Origin of the sequence: Aromatoleum diolicum (genome assembly GCF_012910955.1) — a bacterium.
GTDB lineage: Bacteria > Pseudomonadota > Gammaproteobacteria > Burkholderiales > Rhodocyclaceae > Aromatoleum > Aromatoleum diolicum.
Genome location: NZ_WTVQ01000001.1, coordinates 117,218 through 137,186, shown reverse-complemented (window position 1 = coordinate 137,186; position 19,969 = coordinate 117,218). Strand labels below are relative to the sequence as shown.

Annotated in this window: 15 protein-coding genes; 12 read left to right on the top strand and 3 right to left on the bottom strand. The window is 65.7% G+C overall.

The features are described from left to right. Window positions 1-54 precede the first annotated feature (54 nt). From GPA25_RS00635 to GPA25_RS00595, 9 genes are all read left to right on the top strand, one after another. Window positions 55-2,271, top strand: a complete 2,217-nt coding sequence (locus GPA25_RS00635; RefSeq protein WP_246265147.1) for a patatin-like phospholipase family protein — start codon at window positions 55-57, stop codon at window positions 2,269-2,271. Between the two features lie 220 nt (window positions 2,272-2,491). Continuing rightward, window positions 2,492-4,486, top strand: a complete 1,995-nt coding sequence (dnaX, locus tag GPA25_RS00630) for a DNA polymerase III subunit gamma/tau (RefSeq protein WP_169258413.1) — start codon at window positions 2,492-2,494, stop codon at window positions 4,484-4,486. Window positions 4,487-4,510: 24 nt separating this feature from the next. Further along, window positions 4,511-4,834 carry a YbaB/EbfC family nucleoid-associated protein gene (locus GPA25_RS00625; RefSeq protein WP_169258412.1) on the top strand — a complete coding sequence of 108 codons (324 nt, stop codon included), beginning with the start codon at window positions 4,511-4,513 and terminating at the stop codon, window positions 4,832-4,834. After that, window positions 4,835-5,431: a recombination mediator RecR gene (gene recR, locus GPA25_RS00620; RefSeq protein ID WP_169258411.1), complete on the top strand. Its 597-nt coding sequence runs from the start codon at window positions 4,835-4,837 to the stop codon at window positions 5,429-5,431. 199 nt (window positions 5,432-5,630) lie between these two features. Beyond that, on the top strand, window positions 5,631-6,224 hold the full coding sequence (petA, locus tag GPA25_RS00615) for a ubiquinol-cytochrome c reductase iron-sulfur subunit (RefSeq protein WP_169258410.1): 594 nt from the start codon (window positions 5,631-5,633) through the stop codon (window positions 6,222-6,224). A 3-nt stretch (window positions 6,225-6,227) separates the two neighbouring features. Beyond that, on the top strand, window positions 6,228-7,496 hold the full coding sequence (locus GPA25_RS00610; RefSeq protein ID WP_169258409.1) for a cytochrome b: 1,269 nt from the start codon (window positions 6,228-6,230) through the stop codon (window positions 7,494-7,496). Then, window positions 7,493-8,248 (top strand): cytochrome c1, encoded by a 756-nt coding sequence (locus GPA25_RS00605; RefSeq protein ID WP_169258408.1) that lies wholly within the window; start codon window positions 7,493-7,495, stop codon window positions 8,246-8,248. The genes GPA25_RS00610 and GPA25_RS00605 overlap by 4 nt, the downstream gene beginning before the upstream one ends. Before the next feature lie 94 nt (window positions 8,249-8,342). Next, window positions 8,343-8,939 carry a glutathione S-transferase N-terminal domain-containing protein gene (locus GPA25_RS00600; RefSeq protein WP_169258407.1) on the top strand — a complete coding sequence of 199 codons (597 nt, stop codon included), beginning with the start codon at window positions 8,343-8,345 and terminating at the stop codon, window positions 8,937-8,939. Between the two features lie 43 nt (window positions 8,940-8,982). Next, entirely contained in the window at window positions 8,983-9,444 is a 462-nt protein-coding gene (locus GPA25_RS00595; RefSeq protein ID WP_169258406.1) for a ClpXP protease specificity-enhancing factor, read from the top strand. 89 nt (window positions 9,445-9,533) lie between these two features. On the opposite strand, the gene GPA25_RS00590 is transcribed toward GPA25_RS00595, so the two are convergent. After that, window positions 9,534-10,799, bottom strand: a complete 1,266-nt coding sequence (locus GPA25_RS00590; RefSeq protein WP_169258405.1) for a D-amino acid dehydrogenase — start codon at window positions 10,797-10,799, stop codon at window positions 9,534-9,536. A 255-nt stretch (window positions 10,800-11,054) separates the two neighbouring features. Here GPA25_RS00590 and GPA25_RS00585 point away from each other — a divergent pair, with 255 nt between their 5' ends. After that, the gene (locus GPA25_RS00585) at window positions 11,055-12,056 is read left to right on the top strand and encodes a class 1 fructose-bisphosphatase (RefSeq protein WP_169258404.1); all 1,002 of its coding nucleotides are present in this window, start codon (window positions 11,055-11,057) and stop codon (window positions 12,054-12,056) included. A 34-nt stretch (window positions 12,057-12,090) separates the two neighbouring features. On the opposite strand, the gene GPA25_RS00580 is transcribed toward GPA25_RS00585, so the two are convergent. Next, window positions 12,091-12,555, bottom strand: coding sequence for a winged helix-turn-helix transcriptional regulator (locus GPA25_RS00580; RefSeq protein WP_169258403.1), 465 nt, complete (start codon window positions 12,553-12,555; stop codon window positions 12,091-12,093). A 190-nt stretch (window positions 12,556-12,745) separates the two neighbouring features. Here GPA25_RS00580 and putA point away from each other — a divergent pair, with 190 nt between their 5' ends. After that, on the top strand, window positions 12,746-16,408 hold the full coding sequence (putA, locus tag GPA25_RS00575; RefSeq protein WP_169258402.1) for a trifunctional transcriptional regulator/proline dehydrogenase/L-glutamate gamma-semialdehyde dehydrogenase: 3,663 nt from the start codon (window positions 12,746-12,748) through the stop codon (window positions 16,406-16,408). A gap of 63 nt (window positions 16,409-16,471) precedes the next feature. Next, a complete protein-coding gene (locus tag GPA25_RS00570) occupies window positions 16,472-18,241 on the top strand; it encodes an autotransporter assembly complex protein TamA (protein ID WP_169258401.1) in 1,770 nt (589 codons plus the stop codon). Between the two features lie 18 nt (window positions 18,242-18,259). On the opposite strand, the gene GPA25_RS00565 is transcribed toward GPA25_RS00570, so the two are convergent. Then, entirely contained in the window at window positions 18,260-19,969 is a 1,710-nt protein-coding gene (locus tag GPA25_RS00565) for a putative bifunctional diguanylate cyclase/phosphodiesterase (protein ID WP_343034778.1), read from the bottom strand.

Below are 19,969 nucleotides of genomic sequence, written 5' to 3'. Positions count from 1 at the left end.
GCGCGCCAATCCCGATGCGGTATCTTGGGCGCACTATCGTCGCGCACTACGTTCATGAGCCTGCCCTTGAAGCTGCGTACCGTCGCCTTCCTGCTCTTGTGTCTGACCTCTGCGGCCGGCTTTGCCGCTCCGCCCGAACGACCCGAGGGGGTCGCGCTGGTGCTGTCCGGCGGTGGTGCGCGCGGTGTCGCCCACGTCGGCGTGCTCAAGGTGCTCGAGGACATGCGCATTCCCGTCGACTGCATCGTCGGCACCAGTATGGGCGCCATCGTTGGTGGCGCATACGCCGCGGGGATGGAACTCGAGGACATGGTGCGCGTGATCCATGCCGTCGATTGGGGCCAGATGTTCGCCAACAGCGTGCCGCGCGAAGATCAGCCCTTCCGTGACAAACAGGAGGGGGCGCGCAACCGTTCGGCGATCGTCATGGGCTACGGCAACGGCGGTCTGCGGCTGCCGCAGAGCGCGATCTCGGGCCAGGCGATGGACCGCTTTCTGACTCGCCTCGCGGGCAGCGCCGAAGTCCTCGACAGCTTCGACACCCTGTCTCTCCCTTACCGCGCGGTCGCGACCGACCTCGAAACCGGCGAACTGGTGCTGCTCGACAAGGGGCCACTGTGGCGGGCGATGCGCGCCAGCATGGCGGTGCCCGGCGTGTTCCTGCCGATCGAGAACGACGACCGCTTGCTCGTCGATGGCGGCCTGGTGATGAACCTGCCGGTCGATATCGGCCGCGAGCTGTGCGGTGGCCGCGTCATCGCCGTCAATCTGGGTACGCCGCCGCATCCTCGCGATCGCCTGCGTTCGGCCACCGACATCGCGCTGCAGGCGATCAACCTGGCGCTCGAACAGAACGTCCGCCAGCAGCTCCAGCGCCTCGGTCCCGACGACGCGCTGATCCAGGTCAACCTGCCGAATGTCAGCTCGCGCGATTTCGACCGCGTGCTCGAAACCATCCCGCCCGGCACCGAAGCCGCTTTGCGCCAGTCCGCTTCCCTGTCGCGCTTCAGCGTCGATGCCGAAACCTATGCGAAATGGCAGGCCTTGCGCCAGATCCGCTGGAAAAGGCCCGCACCGACGGTGACGGCGGTGAAGATCGACGGCCTGAAGGTCGTCCCCGAGCGCCTGTTCGACACGGCCATGGCGCAGAAGGTCGGCGAACCGCTCGACGCGCGCCGGCTAGAGCAGGACATCGGGCGCATCTACGAGCGCGGCGACTTCGACCGCCTGCGCTACAGCGTGCTGCACGACGGCCCGCGCGCGACCGTGCAGATCGAGGCCGACGAGAAAGCCTCCGGTCCCAATCTGCTGCGCTTCGGCGGCGGCTTCTCCGCCGATTTCGAAGGCGATTCGCAAGTCGGTGTCTATGCCGGCTTCTCGCGCCGCTGGCTCAACACCCGCGGCGGGCGCTGGGACGTCGACATGCAGCTCGGCACCACCAACCGGCTGCGGTCCGAATTATTTCAGCCCTTCGATCTGGATAGCGGATGGTTCGTCGCACCGTCGTTCGAACTTTTCAACCGCGTGCTGCCGGTCTTCGTTGATGGCCGCAAGCTGTCGGAAAACAAGGAGCGCGGCGGGCTGTTCGGCCTCGATGCCGGCTACGAGGTCGGCATGTGGGGCGAACTGCGTGCAGGCTGGCGGCGCGGCCGGCGCTGGTCGGAAGTCGTGTCGGGGCCGGAGCTGTATCCCGAGCGCCACATCGAGGACGGCTGGCTGCAGGCCAGCGCCGTGCTCGACCGTCTCGACAGCCCGTTCTTCCCGCGTCGCGGCTACGCCGCGCGCCTGCGCGCGGAACTGCACTCGCCGTCCTTTGGCGCCGACGAGCGCTACCTGTTCACCGAACTCGACAGCAACGCAGCGGTCTCGTTCGGTCCCAACATCTGGCAGTTGCGCGGCATGTTGGCCGGCAGTCCCGACCATGACCTGCCCGAGGTCGGACGCACGCTGCTGGGCGGGCCGTTCCGCCTCTCCGGCTATCGCTACGGCGAACTGGCCGGCGACCAGGTGGCGCTGGCAAGTGCCGCCTACCTCCGCCAGATCACGCGTCTGCCCGACGCACTCGGGCTCGGCGTGTATGCCGGCGCCACCGCCGAATGGGCCACCCTGCGCAACTACGGCAGTTCGCTGACGCCGGACCCGGGCAACCGTCGCGCCGTCTCGCTGTTCCTCGGCGCCGACACCGTGCTCGGCCCGGTCTACCTCGGCGCAAGCTATTCGCCGGAGCTTGGCGAGGTGCGCTACTACCTGCAAGTCGGTCAGCCGCAGTGAAGGCCGCCGCCGGACGCCGGCGACCTTGCCGATCATGGTGCGGGCTCCCGCTATCGCCGGGGAGCGGTGAAAACCGGACCGGATTAACGATTTGGGCCGCCCAAAGTTTGATAGCAGAAATTAATTGACTTAGCGTCTCTCAATAAGGACTAAGTCGAGAGGGCGTTTCTCGCGGATCTTGCCTGCATGGGGTGGGGGTCGGCTCTGCTAGAATCCCGCCATGAGTTATCAGGTTCTCGCACGCAAGTGGCGGCCGAAGAGTTTCGCCACGCTGGTCGGTCAGGAGCACGTCGTCCGCGCGCTCAGTCACGCACTCGCCACCGGTCGTCTGCACCACGCATGGCTGTTCACCGGCACCCGCGGCGTCGGCAAGACCACCATTTCGCGCATCCTCGCCAAGGCGCTCAACTGCGAGACAGGCGTCACCGCCGAACCCTGCAACCAGTGCGCCGCGTGCCAGGCGATCGACGCCGACCGCTTCCCCGACTACGTCGAGATGGATGCGGCGTCGAACCGCGGCGTCGAGGACATGGCCGCGCTCCTGGACAAGGCGGTGTATGCGCCGGTCCAGGGCCGCTACAAGGTCTACATGATCGATGAAGTGCACATGCTCACCGGGCATGCCTTCAACGCGATGCTCAAGACCCTCGAAGAGCCGCCCGAGCATGTCAAGTTCATCCTCGCCACGACCGACCCGCAGAAGATCCCGGTCACCGTCCTGAGCCGCTGCCTGCAGTTCAACCTCAAGCAGATGCCGCCGGGCCACATCGTCGACCACCTCTCGCGCATCCTCGAAGCCGAAGCGATCCCCTTCGAGGCACTGGCGCTGCGCCACCTCGCCAAGGCCGCGAGCGGCTCGATGCGCGATGCGCTGTCGCTCCTCGACCAGGCCATCGCCCACGGTTCCGGCAAAGTTGAGGAAGAGCAGGTCACCCACATGCTCGGCACGGTCGGCGACGATCACCTCTACGCCGTGCTCGACGCGCTTGTCGCGGGCGATGTCACCGCGCTGCTGGCGGTCGCCGACCGCATGGAAACACGCAGCCTGTCCTTCGACGCCGCGCTGCAGGCACTTGCCTCGCTGCTGCACCGCGCCGCGCTCGCGCAATTCGCGCCCGCCGCCATCGCCGACGAGGCCGAACGCCAGCGCCTCGCGCCCTACACCGAAGCCTTCGACGCCGAGTTCCTGCAACTCGCCTACCAGATCGCGATCCACGGCCGCGACGAGCTCTCGCTCGCGCCGGACGATTACGCCGGTTTCACGATGACGCTCCTGCGTCTCCACGCCTTCCGCCCCGAGCAGCCGGCCGCACTGGGGAGCCCTGCTGCCAGCGGCAACGGCGGCGGGCTGGCGCGTGGCCTGCCGCCGCCACGCCCGCTCGCGGAGGCGCAGCGCGGGCCTGCGGCAGTGCAGTCCGCCGCGCCTGTGACTCGGGTGCCGGCTGCGCCCGATCAGCTGGTGCGTCCTGCCGTCCCCGAGCGAGCGGCCGTTCAGGTCGCGCCTCTGGCACAAACGATCAATAAGCAGCCGTCCACGTCCGAAACGCGCGCCGAGCCAGCGAATTCGGTGCCGCCGTGGGAAGATCTGCCCCCTGAAGCCCTGCTTGGACAAGCTTCGGACGGTGGCGCCGAGCGCGCCGAAACGGAAAATCCGGCACCTGCCGCGCCCGCCGTCGCGCCCCCACTCTTGCCTGCGACGACGCGGGTGCCGCCACCGGCGCCTGGGGTCGCCGAGAACGTGCCCGCGGCCACAAGCGTAGCCGGGGCGACGGTCGTCGAGCTCGCCAATGCCGCTCAGCCAGACGCGGCGGCCGCCGTCGCAGCCGTCTTCGCTGCCGCAGACTGGCATGGCATCATCCGCAAACTGGGGCTCGGGGGCATGGTGCGCGAATTCGCGCAGCACTGCGAATGGCTTGGCTTCGCCGACGGTGTTCTCAACCTGCGTCTCTCGGAAGCCCATCGCCATCTGCTTGGCATGAATCCAGGCCTCGTCGACCGTCTGCAGGACGCGCTCGTTTCGCTGTACGGCAGCCCGCTGAAACTCCGCGCCGAGATCGGTGCGATTGCCGGCGAAACCCCCGCGCAACGCGATGAGGCGGAACGACGCGCGCGCCACATCGAAGCCGTCGCAGCACTGGAGCGCGATCCCTTCGTGCGCGAACTTATCGAACGATTCGATGCGACCCTTGTGGAAGCATCGGTAAAGCCTCTTTGAATCCCTTCTTCGGAGAATCACGCCATGATGAAAGGCGGAATCGCCGGGCTCATGAAACAGGCCCAGCAAATGCAGGAAAACATGAAGAAAATGCAGGACCAGTTGGCCTCGGTGGAAGTCGAGGGCCAGTCCGGTGCCGGTATGGTCAAGGTGCTGATGACCTGCAAGCACGACGTGCGTCGTGTCACCATCGACCCCTCGGTGATGGATGACAAGGAAATGCTCGAAGACCTGCTTGCAGCGGCAGTCAACGACGCAGTGCGCCGCGTCGAGACCACTACGCAGGAAAAAATGGCCGGTTTCACCGCGGGCCTCAACCTGCCGCCCGGGATGAAGCTCCCCTTCTGAATGTCATCGCCCTCCAGTCTGGATGAGCTGATCGATGCTCTGCGTGCGCTGCCCGGGGTAGGGCCGAAATCCGCCCAGCGGATCGCCTACCATCTGCTCCAGCGCGATCAGCGCGGAGCCGGCCGGCTGGCGCGGGCGTTGGGGCACGCGCTCGACGTGCTGCGCCACTGTGAGCGCTGTAACACTTTCGCCGAAACCGCGATCTGCCAGCGCTGCGCCAATCCGCAGCGCGACAGTTCACTGCTGTGCGTCGTGGAGATGCCGGCTGATCTGGCAATGATGGAGCAGACCCACGCCTACAACGGTCTGTATTACGTCCTGATGGGACGTCTGTCACCGCTTGATGGCATCGGGCCGCGCGAGCTCAAGCTCGACAAGCTGCTCGCCCGTGCGGCTGACAGCGCGGTCCGGGAAGTGATCCTGGCAACGAACTTTACCAACGAAGGCGAGGCCACTGCGCACATGATCGCCGAGCTGCTCGGGGCGCGCGGAGTGGCGGTCAGTCGCTTGTCGCGCGGCGTGCCCGTCGGCGGTGAGCTCGAGCACACCGATACCGGAACCATCGCGCAGGCGCTGGTGGAAAGGCGCGCCGTGTGACACAGTAGCATGTTGCGCTGCGCAAATCGGGCTGCGCGGTACCACTTTCGGCCTATTTGCCCGGCGAATATCGCCGGTGAATCAGGGCTATGTTGATGGCATGCCGTGAGCATGCCCCCTTTTTATATTGCGGGTTTTTTGGTAGAATCCCGCGGTTTTTTTGTGTCCGGAAACGGGTTTCTTTTCAGGGATGAGGCTCATGAGCGTGGATCAAAAGATGGACAGTGGCCGTCGGCAACTGCTTGTCGCAACATCGGCCGCCGGTGGCGTCGCCGTGGTTGCGACGGCGGTGCCGTTCGTTGCCAGTCTGACTCCGTCCGAGCGTGCCAAGGCAGCAGGGGCGCCGGTAGAAGCGGATATCAGCAAGCTCTCGCCAGGCGAGATGATGACGGTGGAGTGGCGTGGCAAGCCGGTGTGGATTTTGCGCCGCACCCCCGAGATGCTGGCTTCGCTCGAAAAGACCGACGCCAGCGTCAGCGATCCGGAGTCGGACAAGCCGATGCAGCCGGACTACGCCAAGAACAAGCACCGCTCGATCAATCCTGAATACCTCGTCACCGTCGGCATCTGCACGCACCTTGGCTGCTCGCCGAGCGACAAGTTCAAAGTCGGCGCCGAAAGCGGCATGGGTGAGGACTGGGCAGGCGGTTTCCTGTGTCCCTGTCACGGTTCCAAGTTCGACCTCGCCGGGCGCGTCTATAGCAGCATGCCGGCGCCGGACAATCTCGAAATTCCCCCGTACAAGTTTCTCGCGGACACGACCATCCTGATCGGTGATGACGCAAAGGCCTAAGCGATGACTACAAAATCACAAGAATTGCTTAACTGGATCGACGAGCGGTTTCCGCTGACGTCGACCTGGAAGGCGCATCTGTCCGAGTACTACGCGCCGAAGAATTTCAATTTCTGGTATTTCTTCGGCTCACTGGCGCTGCTGGTGCTGGTGCTCCAGATCGTGACCGGCATCTTCCTGGTCATGCACTACAAGCCTGATGCCTCGCTCAATGCTTCCGGCATTCCGGTGGCCTTCGCCAGCGTCGAATACATCATGCGCGAAGTGCCGGGTGGCTGGCTGATCCGCTACCTGCACTCGACCGGCGCCTCGGCGTTCTTCGTCGTGGTGTATCTGCACATGTTCCGCGGACTGCTTTACGGTTCCTACCGCAAGCCGCGCGAACTGATCTGGATCTTCGGTACGCTGATTTTCCTTGCGCTGATGGCCGAGGCCTTCATGGGCTATCTGCTGCCGTGGGGGCAGATGTCGTTCTGGGGCGCGCAGGTGATCGTCAACCTGTTCTCGGCCATTCCCGTGATCGGCCCGGACCTGTCGCTGGTGATCCGCGGTGACTTCGTCGTCTCCGACGCCACGCTGAACCGCTTCTTCTCCTTCCACGTCATCGCCGTGCCGCTGGTGCTGATCGGCCTGGTGCTGGCGCACATCGTCGCGTTGCACGAAGTCGGTTCGAACAACCCGGACGGGGTCGAGATCAAGAAGAAGAAGGACGCCAACGGCATTCCGCTGGACGGCATCCCGTTCCACCCGTACTACTCAGTGAAGGACATCGTCGGCGTCGTCGGCTTCCTGATCTTCTTCTCGGCGATCGTGTTCTTCGCGCCCGAAGGTGGCGGCTACTTCCTCGAGTACAACAACTTCATCCCGGCCGACCCGCTGAAGACCCCGCTGCACATTGCGCCGGTGTGGTACTTCACGCCGTTCTACTCGGTTCTGCGTGCCATCACCTATCCGCTGTTCGGTATCGACGCCAAGTTCTGGGGCGTGGTCGGAATGGGCGCATCGGTGGTCGTGATCGCCTTCCTGCCGTGGCTGGATCGCAGCCCGGTGAAGTCGATCCGCTACAAGGGCGGGCTGTTCAAGGCGATCCTGGCGGTGTTCATCGTTGCCTTCTTCATCCTCGGCTATCTGGGCGTGCTGCCGCCGACTCCTGGGCGCACCCTGGTGGCGCAGATCTGCTCGGTGATCTATTTCGGCTTCTTCCTGGCGATGCCGTGGTACAGCAAACTCGACAAGTGCAAACCCGAACCGGAAAGGGTGACTTTCAAATGAGTAATCGTGTAATCAAGACCCTCAAGCGCTTCGCCGCGGTTGCGCTGTTCGCGCCCGCGCTGGCGATGGCGGCGGGCGCCGTGCTGCACCTCGACAAGGCGCCGGTAAGCACCGAGCCAGCCGCGCTGCAAAGCGGCGCGAAGATCTTCGTCAACTACTGCATGAACTGCCACAACGCGAGCTTCGCCCGCTACAACACGTTGACGCAGATCGGCCTGACGGAACAGGAGATTCGCGACAACCTGATGTTCACGGGCGAACGCGTCGGCGACCTGATGAAGGTCTCGGCCAGCCCGGCGGAGCAGAAGGCCTGGTTCGGTGCGACCCCGCCGGACCTGACCCTGATCGCACGCCAGCGTGCGTCGGAATTCGGTAGCGGTGCCGACTGGCTGTACACCTATCTGCGCCAGTTCTACCGCGACCCGAACCGTCCGACCGGCTGGAATAACGTCGTTTTCGAGAACGTCGGCATGCCGCACGTGCTGTGGGAGTTGCAGGGTGAGCAGGTCGCCAAGGTGACCAATAACGCCGATGGCACCAAGTCCATTGCGCTGGAACTGGCCAAGCCGGGCAAGCTGTCGGCGCAGGAATATGACAAGTCGGTTGCCGACCTGGTCTCATTCCTCGTGTGGATGGGCGAGCCGGTGGCCGAGAAGCGCAAGACGATCGGCATTGTCGTGTTGATTTTCCTTGCCGGCCTGTTCGTACTCGCGCTCGCACTGAAGAAGAATTACTGGAAGGACATTCATTGAGCGTCGACGCGAACTAATTCGCTGTTCTGACCTCTGACGCACCACGCGATTGTCGCGTGGTGCGCTTTGCTTTTGTATCCGGAGCTGCAAGACCATGATGAACCTGTATTCCGGCACCACCGATCCGTTCAGCCACCGCTGCCGGATCGTGCTGTTCGAAAAGGGGATGGACTTCGAGGTTATCGATGTCGATCTCTACAACAAACCGGAAGATATTGCCGTGATCAACCCGTACAACCGGGTGCCGGTGCTGGTGGATCGTGACCTCATCCTGTATGAGTCGAACATCATCAACGAATATATCGACGAGCGTTTTCCGCATCCCCAGTTGATGCCGCCCGACCCGATCATGCGCGCACGCGCACGGCAATTGCTGCACACTTTCGAGCATGAGCTGTTTTCGCATATCGATGTGCTGGAAAAGAACCAGAAGGGTTCGGACAAGAGCCGCGCCCATGTGCGCGACCAGCTCGTACAGCTCGCGCCGATCTTCACCAAGCAGAAATTCATGCTGGGCGATGAATTCTCGATGCTCGATGTGGCCATTGCGCCCTTGCTGTGGCGCCTGGAGCACTATGGCATCGAGCTGCCGAAGGCGGCCGCGAATCTTCAGAAATACGCCGAGCGCATTTTCAGCCGGCAGGGCTTCATCGACGCCCTGACCCCGTCTGAAAAGGTGATGCGGCGCTGATGCGCAGGCGCCCCCGGCCACGGGGGCGCTGCAGAAGGTTCCCATGAGCAAGGTATCCACCAAACCCTACCTGGTTCGCGCCATTTTCGAATGGTGCGTGGACCAGGGTTTCACCCCTCATATTGCCGTTACGGTCGACGAGCGCACTGTCGTGCCGCCCGGGTATGCGCGCGACGGTCAAATCGTGCTGAATCTGGCGCCCGACGCGACCAATCATCTGGTGATGGGCAATGATCTGATCACCTTTCAGGCGCGCTTCGGCGGCGTTGCGCATGCGCTGTCCGTGCCGGTGGCGAATGTGCTCGCGGTCTATGCCCGCGAGAACGGGCACGGCATGGCATTCGAGGCCGAATCGTTGTCGCCGGAGTTTGACGATGAGGCCGGCGATGCGGATGAAGGTATCGAATCCGCGGACGATGCCGGGCCCGGAAGCGGCCCCGACACGCCGCCCGCGGGTGGTCGTGCGCCGGCTGGTCGCGGTGGCCATCTGAAAGTGGTCAAGTAAAGAGCGTTATGCATGCCTGCGGCCGGTAGCGATACCGGACGCAGAATTTTCTGTCGACATCTCCTGCCGGCAGGCTGCTTCGCCGCGCGTCAGTCGTCGCAGTGCAGAAACGGAAATCCGCGCACTGGCGGACGGTGGCCCGACATCAGATCGGCCAGCGAACTGGCAGAACCGCAGGCGAGCGTCCACCCGAGTGTGCCGTGACCGGTGTTGTACCACAGGTTCGGCAGGCCGCTTCGGCCGATCAGCGGGACGTTGCCGGGTGTCGCCGGGCGCAGTCCGGTCCATAGTTGCGCCTGCGCGATGTCGGTGGCGCCGGGGAAACGGGCGTTAAGCCAGTCGAGGATTGCCTGGCAGCGCGCCGGGTGGATGGCGGTATTGAAGCCGTTGAGTTCGGCGGTGCCGGCGATGCGCAGGCGCTCGCCAAGGCGCGAGCAGACGATGCGGCGCGATTCGTCGGTGAGGCTGACGCTGGGTGCGAGCGCGCGGTCGAGAACCGGTACGGTCACCGAATAGCCTTTCACCGGGTAGATCGGCAGACGTTCGCCCAGCGGTGCGACCAGCGCGCTGCCGTAGCTGCCCAGGCACATGACATACGCTCCCGCCGTGAGTGCGCCGCTGCGCCCCGCGGCATCGCGCACCCCGATGCTGTCGACGATGCCGCGGGTGCGCGAGATGTTCGTGATCGTGGTGTTGTAGTGAAAGTGCACCCCGGCCTGCGCGGCGAGTTCGGCCAGTGCCTGGGTGAAGCGGCAAGCGTCGCCGGATTCGTCGTCCGGCGCATACAAGCCACCGGCAAGCTCGTCGCGTACGCCGGCGAGCGCCGGCTCAATGGCGACGCATTCGTCGCTGCCGCAGGCGCGGGCGCGGATACCGTGCGCTTCGAGCATGGGGAGCTTGGTGCGGGCGTGGTCGAACTCCGCGGGGGTGAAAAACAGGTGCAGGATGCCGCGTTCGAGCTGGTCGTACGTGATGCCGGTTTCGGCGCGCAGCGCGCGCAGGCGTTCGCCGCTGTGTACAGCGAGACTGGCGACAGCGGCGGTGTTGCGCCGCGTGCGCTGCGGCAGGCATTCGCGCAGGAAAGCCAATGCCCAGCGCCATTGGGCGGGGTCGGCATGCGGACGGAACAGCAGCGGGGCGTCTTCGCGGCCGAGCCAGCGCAGCGCCGTACGGGGGGCGCCCGGGTTCGCCCAGGGTTCCGGATGACTGATGGAAATCTGGCCGCCGTTGGCATGGCTGGTTTCGAGGGCGGCTCCGGGTTGACGGTCCACCACGCTGACTTGAAAACCTGCTTTGGCGAGATACCAGGCGGTGGTGACGCCGGTGACGCCGGCGCCGAGAACCAGAACGTGCATAGTGAGTGAATCGGTTTTTCGGGGGCTGGGTTGCGGGCCGGTGTTCCGGGAGCCTGGGGGCAACATCCGCCGGGAATGACATCGACGAGTGGTCGCGTGCGCGGGCGAACCCGTGGCCCTTCGATCATAACCGCCTTCGCCCGAAAATGGTGCGCCGATGGAGGTGCGCTCGACGCTCTTCCGCGGGATAATCCGCGCCGGAAGCTTGCGAACAATCTGAAGTCCGGCGGCGCTGGACCAACAAGGAGTCAATTCATGCGACGCGTCACGCTAACCCAATTCTTGATCGAGCAGCAGCGCGCGGGGCGCACCACGCCCGAGCTGCGGCTGTTGATCGAGGTGGTCGCCCGTGCGGTCAAGGCGATCAGCGTCAATGTGTCGAAGGGCGCACTGGCCGGAATCCTGGGCGAGGCCGGTACCGACAACGTGCAGGGCGAAGCCCAGAAGAAGCTCGATGTGATCGCCAACGAGATCCTGCTGCAGGCCAACGAGTGGGGCGGCCATCTGGCGGCGATGGCCTCCGAAGAAGTGGAGGAGGTGCATCAGATTCCCTTCGACTATCCGAAGGGCGGCTACCTGCTGCTGTTCGATCCGCTCGACGGTTCGTCGAACATCGATGTGAATATCTCGGTGGGCACGATCTTTTCGGTGCTGCGCAATCCCGAAGGCGACGGCGAGCCGACCGAACAGAATTTCCTGCAGCGCGGGCGTGATCAGGTCGCGGCGGGTTATGCGCTGTACGGACCGTCAACGCTGCTGATCCTGACCGTCGGCAACGGGGTGCATGGCTTCACCCTTGATCGCGAGATGGGCAGCTTCATCTACACCCATCCGTACATGATGGTGCCGGCCGACACCCAGGAGTTTGCGATCAACGCGTCCAACGCGCGCCACTGGGAACCGCCGGTGCAGCGTTACATCGGGGAGCTGCAGGAAGGCAAGAACGGTCCGCGCGGCAGGGACTTCAACATGCGCTGGGTGGCGTCGATGGTCGCCGACGTGCACCGTGTCCTGACCCGTGGTGGCATCTTCATGTATCCGATGGACGAGAAGTGCCGCGACAAGGGCGGCAAGCTGCGCCTGATGTATGAGGCGAACCCGATGGCGATGCTCGTCGAGCAGGCCGGCGGGGCGGCGACAACCGGGCGCGAGCGCATCATGGATGTGCAGCCGCACAAGCTGCACCAGCGCGTGCCGGTGATTCTCGGTTCCGCCAATGAGGTCGAGCGCGTCACCAAGTATCACCTCGAGGGCTGAGCCCGTCAGCCCCGGTGCGCCGCCGTGTCCGCGTTCAGGCGGGGCGGCGCACCTCGATGGTTTTTTCGTCCTTTACCACTTCCATCACCACGTAGGTGTGCGTCTGCTTGACGCACGGCAGCTCGGAGATCTTTTCGCCGAGCACGCTGCGGTAGGTGTGGATGTCCCGCGTGCGCACCGTCAACAGGTAGTCGAAGTCGCCGGCGATCATCTGGCAGGTCTGGATTTCCGGGATGCGCTGCACCGCCTCGTTGAATTGGCGCAACTCGTGCGCGGTGGTGCCGCTGAGCAGCACCTGCACGATGACCACGTGCCCCCGGTCCATCGCCACCGGATCGAGATCGGCGTAGTAGCCGCGAATCACACCGCTTTCTTCCAGGCGTCGCACGCGCTCGGCGCACGGCGTCTTGCTCAGGCCGACGCGGCGCGCGAGTTCAACGAAGGAGATCCGGGCGTCTTTCTGCAGTTCGGCGAGAATCTTGAGGTCGATGCGGTCCATGTCGGTCCGTTTCAGGCGTAATGCCTGTGCGAAGTGATTTTTGCAGGAATTATGTCTTATTGGAGGCAAATTTCGGAGCCATAAACTACGCTGTTAGGTGAAGAATCGGGTTTTCGGCGGGCAGGTTCCGCCCTGCTCGATCCGGCCGCCGGAGACCTTGGCGGCTACCTTTTGCGGAGTTTGTGTGCTCATGACATCCACTATCAATCCGTTTGCCCCTGCGGCCCTGCCTGCGACGCCGCGTTCCGAACTGCGCCAGCGCATCACCGCCGCCTATCGCTGCGCCGAGCCTGCGTGCGTGCCGCCACTGGTCGAGGCGGCCCGCGTGGCACCACAGGTGCAGCAACGCATTCACGATCTTGCACGCCAGCTGGTGGTCGGCCTGCGCGCCAAGCGCACGCGTTCGAGCGGCGTGGATGCGCTGATGAAGGAGTTTTCGCTGTCGAGCCAGGAAGGGGTGGCGCTGATGTGCCTGGCCGAAGCGCTGTTGCGTGTGCCGGACAAGGCAACCGCCGACCGTCTGATCCGCGACAAGCTGGCACGCGGCGACTGGCGCGCGCACCTGGGGCAGAGTCCGTCGCTGTTCGTCAATGCCGCGACATGGGGGCTGCTGATTACCGGCCGGCTGGTTGCCACGCGCAGCGAGGAGGGGCTCGCGAGTGCCCTGTCCAAGATGCTGACGCGCGGCGGCGAGCCGCTGATCCGCAAGGGCATGGATCTGGCGATGCGCCTGCTGGGTGAGCAGTTCGTCACCGGGCGGACGATCGAGGAGGCGCTGGAGCGCGGACGTGGACCGGAAAGTCGCGGCTATCGTTACTCTTTCGACATGCTCGGCGAGGCGGCGATGACGGCTGTCGACGCGCAGCGCTATTACGATTCCTACGAGCACGCGATTCACGCGATCGGCAATGGTTCGGGCAATCGTGGCGTCGTCGATGGCAACGGCATCTCGGTGAAGCTCTCGGCGTTGCATCCTCGATACGGCTGGGCGCAGGGCGAGCGCGTGATGGCCGAGTTGCTGCCGCGCCTCAAGGTCTTGTGCCAGCTGGCGCGCGGCTACAGCATCGGGCTCAACATCGACGCCGAGGAGGCCGACCGCGTCGACCTGTCGCTCGACCTGCTCGAGGCGCTGGCGCTGGACGAGGATCTGGCGGGCTGGGACGGCATCGGCTTCGTCGTGCAGGCCTACCAGAAGCGCGCACCGCAGGTGATCGACTGGATCGTCGATCTGGCACGGCGCAGCGGCCGGCGCATGATGGTGCGTCTGGTGAAGGGGGCGTACTGGGATGCCGAGATCAAGCGGGCGCAGATCGACGGGCTGGAGGGCTATCCCGTCTATACGCGCAAGGTCTATACGGACGTGTCCTACCTGGCCTGCGCGAAGACGCTGCTGGCGGCGCGCGATGTGCTCTATCCGCAGTTCGCCACGCACAACGCGCATTCGATGGCCGCCATCATCCACATGGCGGATGGGGACTATCGTGTCGGCGATTACGAGTTCCAGTGCCTGCACGGCATGGGCGAACCGCTGTATGACCAGATCGTCGGCGACCCGGCGCTGCGCCGCCTGGTGCGCATCTACGCGCCGGTCGGCAGTCACGAGACGTTGCTGGCGTACCTGGTGCGACGTCTGCTGGAAAACGGCGCCAACACCAGCTTCGTCAATCGCATCGTCGATGAAAACGTGCCGGTCGAAGAGCTGATCCTCGATCCGGTCGCGCAGGCCGAACCGCTGGCGGGCTCGCCGCATCCACGCATTCCGCTGCCGCAGGGCCTGTACGGCGCCGCGCGGCGCAATTCGCTGGGCTTCGACCTGTCGAGCGAAAGCGTGCGCGCGCACTTTGCCGAGGCACTGCAGACGAGTCGCGCGCTGCGCTACGAGGCGGGGCCGCTGCTCGCGAGGGCGTCGCTGACCGCGGGTACACCGCAGCCGGTGCGCAACCCGGCTGATCTCGACGACGTCGTCGGCGGGGTGGTGGAGGCGACGGTCGCCGATGTCGAGGTCGCGCTGGTGGCCGCCACTGCGGTGGCGCACGACTGGGCGAACCGTTCGCCGGCGCAGCGCGCCGAGTGCTTGGAGCGTGCGGCAGAGCTGCTGGAGCGCGATGCGCTGGCGCTGATCGCGCTGGCGGTGCGCGAAGCCGGCAAATCGTGGTCGAACGCGGTTGCCGAGCTGCGCGAAGCGGTGGATTTCTGCCGCTATTACGCCGCACAGGCGCGCGGGTTCGACAACGGTTTGCATCACCCGCTGGGGCCGGTGGTGTGCATCAGTCCATGGAATTTTCCGCTGGCGATCTTCGCCGGCCAGGTGGCGGCGGCGCTGGTGGCCGGCAACCCGGTGCTCGCCAAGCCGGCCGAGCAGACGCCGCTGATCGCGGCCTGCGCGGTGCGCCTGTTCCACGAGGCCGGTGTGCCCGCTGCGGCGCTGCAGCTGTTGCCGGGACGCGGCGAAGTGGTCGGTGCCGCGCTGGTGGCGGATGCCCGGGTACGTGGGGTGATGTTTACCGGCTCGACCGAAGTGGCGACGATCATCAACCGCACGCTGGCGCAGCGCGGTGGTGACGTGCCGCTGATCGCCGAAACCGGCGGCCAGAACGCGATGATCGTCGATTCGACGGCGCTGCCCGAACAGGTGGTGGCCGACGTGCTCGCGTCGAGCTTCGATTCCGCCGGTCAGCGTTGTTCGGCGCTGCGCGTGCTCTGCCTGCAGGAGGATATCGCCGACCATGTCATCGAGATGATCAAGGGGGCGACGCAGGAACTAGCGCTGGGCAACACCGCCGACGTGCGGGCCGACATCGGCCCCGTGATCGACGCCGAAGCGCAGGCCGCGCTGGAACGGCACATTGCGGTGATGCGTTCGGCAGGCGCCCGCGTGTCGCGGCTGGAACTGTCGCCGGCATGCGCCAGGGGCAGCTTCGTGGCGCCGACGCTGATCGAGATCGATGCCCTGGCACAGCTCGAGCGCGAGGTTTTCGGTCCGGTGCTGCACGTGTTGCGTTTTAGTGCGCGCGACCTGCTGCGCGTCGTCGATGACATCAACGCTACCGGATACGGCCTGACGCTCGGCATCCATTCGCGCATCGACGAAACCATCAACGAGATCATTGCCCGCGCCCACGTTGGCAACATCTACGTGAACCGCAACATGATCGGCGCGGTGGTGGGCGTGCAGCCCTTCGGCGGCGAAGGGCGTTCCGGTACCGGGCCGAAGGCCGGGGGTCCGCTGTATCTGCATCGGCTGCTGCGCCGCAGCCCGGGCGCGGAGTTCGAGATGGCGGCGGCCGCGCCCGAGGTGTTCGAGCGCTTTGCTGGCTGGCTCGACGAGGCGGGCCGTGTGTTGGTGGAGGGTGACGACACGGCTGCGTTGCGTGCTCGGGCAGAAGTTTGTCGCGGCCATCGTGTCGCCGGGTTGCGCCTGACGCTGACCGGCCCGACCGGCGAGGACAACAGCCTGAGCTTCAAGCCGCGTGGCACGCTTGCTGCGGTGGCCGGATCGATGGCGGGTTACCTTAATCAGTTGCTGGCCGCGTTGGCGAGCGGCAATCGTGTCCTCGTAGGCGACGAACCGCTGACGCGTACGCTGGTCGCCGCCTTACCGGCGGAAGTGGCACCGTGGGTGGGCGTCGACGCGGACTGGTATGGTGGCGAGTTTGGTGCGCTGCTGTTCGATGGCAGCGACGAGCAGGCCGACGCCTGGCGTGTGCGTCTGGCGCTGCGCGAGGGGCCGATCGTGTCGCTGGTGCGTCCGCAGCCGGATTACGACTTGGGCAGGCTGGTCGTGGAGCGCACCGTGAGCATCAACACCGCAGCGGCTGGTGGCAACGCCAGTCTGATGGCGATGGGTAACTGAGCGGGCCGCTTCCGCGGTAATTAAGGGGAAACTGCGCGCGTCACGGCCGGTACAATCCCGGCCATGACTGCCTATCGCATCCGCTCGCTGGGCGAGCGTCTGTTTGTTGCGTTGTGGATCGGCCTGCTGGCAGGTGGTGTGGCCGCGCAGGAGCGCCTGCAGGTGCAACTCGACGCACCGGACAGCGTGCGGCCCTTGCTGGAGCGCCATCTGCGCATCCTCAACCGCGTCGACCAGCGGCTGCCCGAGGAGCGCGCCGACCGCGTGGCGCTGGCGCGCCGCACCCGCCGCGAGGTCGCCGAGCTGCTGGCGACCGAGGGTTACTTCACGCCCGAGGTCACGCTGGAGCGCGACGGGGATGTGATGTGGCGCTTGTCGGTCGTGCCGGGGCCGCCGGCGAAGGTGTCGGCGGTCGAACTGAGATTCGCAGGAGAGCTTGCCGGCGACAGCACAGGGCAGGCCGAGCGGCGCGCGGCCCTTCAGACCGCCTGGTCGCTGCCGGCGGGGCAGGTGTTCCGTCAGGCGGCCTGGGACGAGGCCAAGTTGCGCCTGCTCGATGGCGTGGCGTCGCGCGATTACGCTGCGGCGTGGCTGGCCGAGAGTCGTGCGGAGGTCGACCCCGACGCCGCCTCCGTGCGCTTGTCGGTGACGGTGGATTCCGGTCCGCGGTTTTTCCTCGGGCCGCTTGAAGTGTCCGGGTTGAAGAATCTTCCCCCCGGTCTGCTCGAGCGCTTCAATACCCTCCGTGCCGGTGAGCCCTTCGATCAGGAGCGTCTGCTGGCGCTGCAGAACGCCTTGCAGAACGTGCCGCAGTTCGCGTCGGTGATCGTCGATATCGAACGCGATCCGGCATTGGCGGCGGCGGTGCCGGTGCGAGTGCAGGTGTCCGAGGCGCGCTCACGCCAACTCGGGTTCGGCGTCGGCTATTCGACCAATAACGGTTTTCGCAGCGAAGTCAGCTGGCGTGACGTGAACCTCCTCGGTCGCGGCTGGGAGCTTGCAAGCGGATTGCGCCTGGAGCAGTTGCACCAGACGGCCTATGCGGACGTGTTTCTGCCGCCGGCGCCCAGTGGTCATCGCGATAGCGTCGGAGTCGCCAGCGAGCGCAGCGATATTGAGGGGCTGACGCTGACGACGCACGCGGTGGGGGTCGCACGGGCGAATTCCAGAACCACTGCGCGCGGCAAGATCGACACGCGGCTGGCATTGCGCCTGCAGCAGGAAACCCGCGACCTGGACGGTGCCACCGCGACGCGACGCAAGAGTCTCACCGCGAACTGGTCATGGACGCGGCGGCAGGTGGACGATGTGCTCGACCCCCGCCGCGGCGACGTATTGCAGTTCGAAATCGGCGGCGGTGCGCGCGCCTTGCTGTCGGACCAGAATTTCCTGCGCCTGTATGGACGTTACGTGCATTACCGGCCGATGGCCGAGCGCGATGTGCTGATCCTGCGTGCGGAAGGTGGGGCGACGCTGGCGTCGAGCCGGGACGGGGTGCCGCAGGACTTCCTGTTTCGCACCGGCGGTACGCAGACCGTGCGCGGTTATGCATACCAGAGCCTCGGCGTGCACGAGGCGGACGCGACGGTGGGGGGGCGTTACCTGGCCACCCTCAGCGCCGAGTACGTGCGCTGGTTTCTGCCCGCATGGGGCGCGGCGGCATTCGTCGATATGGGGGATGCCGGCGACGACCGCAAGTTGTTCGAGATGAAGAAGGGATATGGCCTGGGCGCACGCTGGAAAAGCCCGGCCGGGCCGCTGGCGCTGGATCTCGCCTACGGGCAGGAGGATCGACGCCTGCGGCTGCACTTCGGCATCGCGATTGCGTTCTGACATCTGAAAGCGGGCCGTCTAGCATCCATTGCGCAAGCGCACCCAGGGGATGAAGTCCGCCAGCGGCATCGCCCGTGCGTACAGGAAGCCTTGCGCGTTATCGCAGCCCATGCGCTGCAATTCGTCCGCCGTGGCCTGATCTTCGACCCCTTCCGCCACCACCGTCATGCCGAAACCGCGCGCGAGTGCCTGAACCGTCGCCACAATGGCGTGGTCGTGGACGGAATGCAGCATGTCGCGCACGAACAGCTGGTCGATTTTCAGTTCACTGACCGGCAGGTCGCGCATGTAGGCGAGCGAGGAAAACCCCGTTCCGAAATCATCGAGCGATACGCCGCAACCTTGCGCGCGCAACTGCTGGATGACGTGTGCGGCACGCTCGCGATCGCCGATCAGCGCACCTTCCGTCACTTCCAGCACCAGGCGCGCTGCCGGGACGCGCCAGGTCGCCAGGGTTTGCGCAACCAGTTGCGGCAGATCCTCGTCGTGCAGATCCTGCGCAACGAGGTTGAGCGACACGGGCAGGGCGATGCCGGCAGCGTCGAGTTCGGCAATCATGCGCGCGACCTGTGCCAGCAGCCAGCGGGAGAGCCCGGGCATCATGCCGATGCGGCTGGCGATCGCGACGATCTGCAGCGGGGGAATCCATTCGCCGTTGCTGCGCTGCCAGCGCAATAAGCCCTCGGCGCCGGCGCAGCGCCCGCTGGTCAGATCGATCTGCGGCTGCAGCCAGACCTGAAATGGCGGGCGGGCCATCGAGCGCGCGATCTCGCGCTCGAGTTCGAGTTCGTGCTCCATCGCCGCAATCATGTCGGCATGGAAGCTCACGACGGGAACGTCTGCGCGCATGGCGCGATGCAGCGCTGCTCTGGCTGCGTGTTCCAGCGTGTGCGGCCGGTCGCCGTCGTAGGGCGCACAGGCGGTACCGGCGTGGATCGCGCCGCGCAGCTGCGGAAAGCTGTGCTCGGGCGAACGTTCGCAGATTTCGATCAGTCGCCGGGCGGCGAGCTGCACCTGGCCGCTGCTGCGCAGCTCCGGCATGATCAGCGCCCATTCCTGGTCGGCAGTGGCGCACAGCAGATCGCCGGGGCGCAGCACGCGGCTCATCGCCTCGCTTAGCGTCCGGCGCATGCGGTCGCGTTGCGCGCTGAGTTGCTGCGGCGCGCTCGGTCCCCAGTCCACATGCAGCAGCAGCAGGCCGAGCGATTTGCGCTGCGATTGATTCATGCAGCGCTCCAGCAGTTGCAGAAAGCGCGCCCGTGAGGGCAGGCCCGTGACCGGGTCGAGGCCATCGCCGGCGGCCAGTCGATGGTCCAGTTGTTCGAGCGAGGCCGTTGCGAGCATTGCCTGGATCGTTTGGGCGAGTTTGGCCGCTGCGGCCAGGATGTCGCATTCGGCTCGTCCCGGGCTGCCGTTTCCGGCGTAGAGCGCATCGCGCACCCCGTCGACGAGGCAGCTACCGGCTGTCGCCGGCAGCGTTGCCGGGCTGCCACTATGCTGGCAGTCCAGCCACGTGTTGGCGAGCGACTCGAGCCAGTCCGCGGTGCCCCAGTGCTGACGTTCTAGCAGCAAGGCGAGGAAAACGGTCTGGGTCGTCGAAGCGGGCCGTGGTCCGAGGCGGTCGGTGTGCGCGGCGAACGAGGATTCGAACACCTCGGCGGGTACCGCGAGCGAAAACGCGCGTAGCGCGGCCGCTTCGGCAGCGGAAAAGCCGACCGCCGCCAGCAC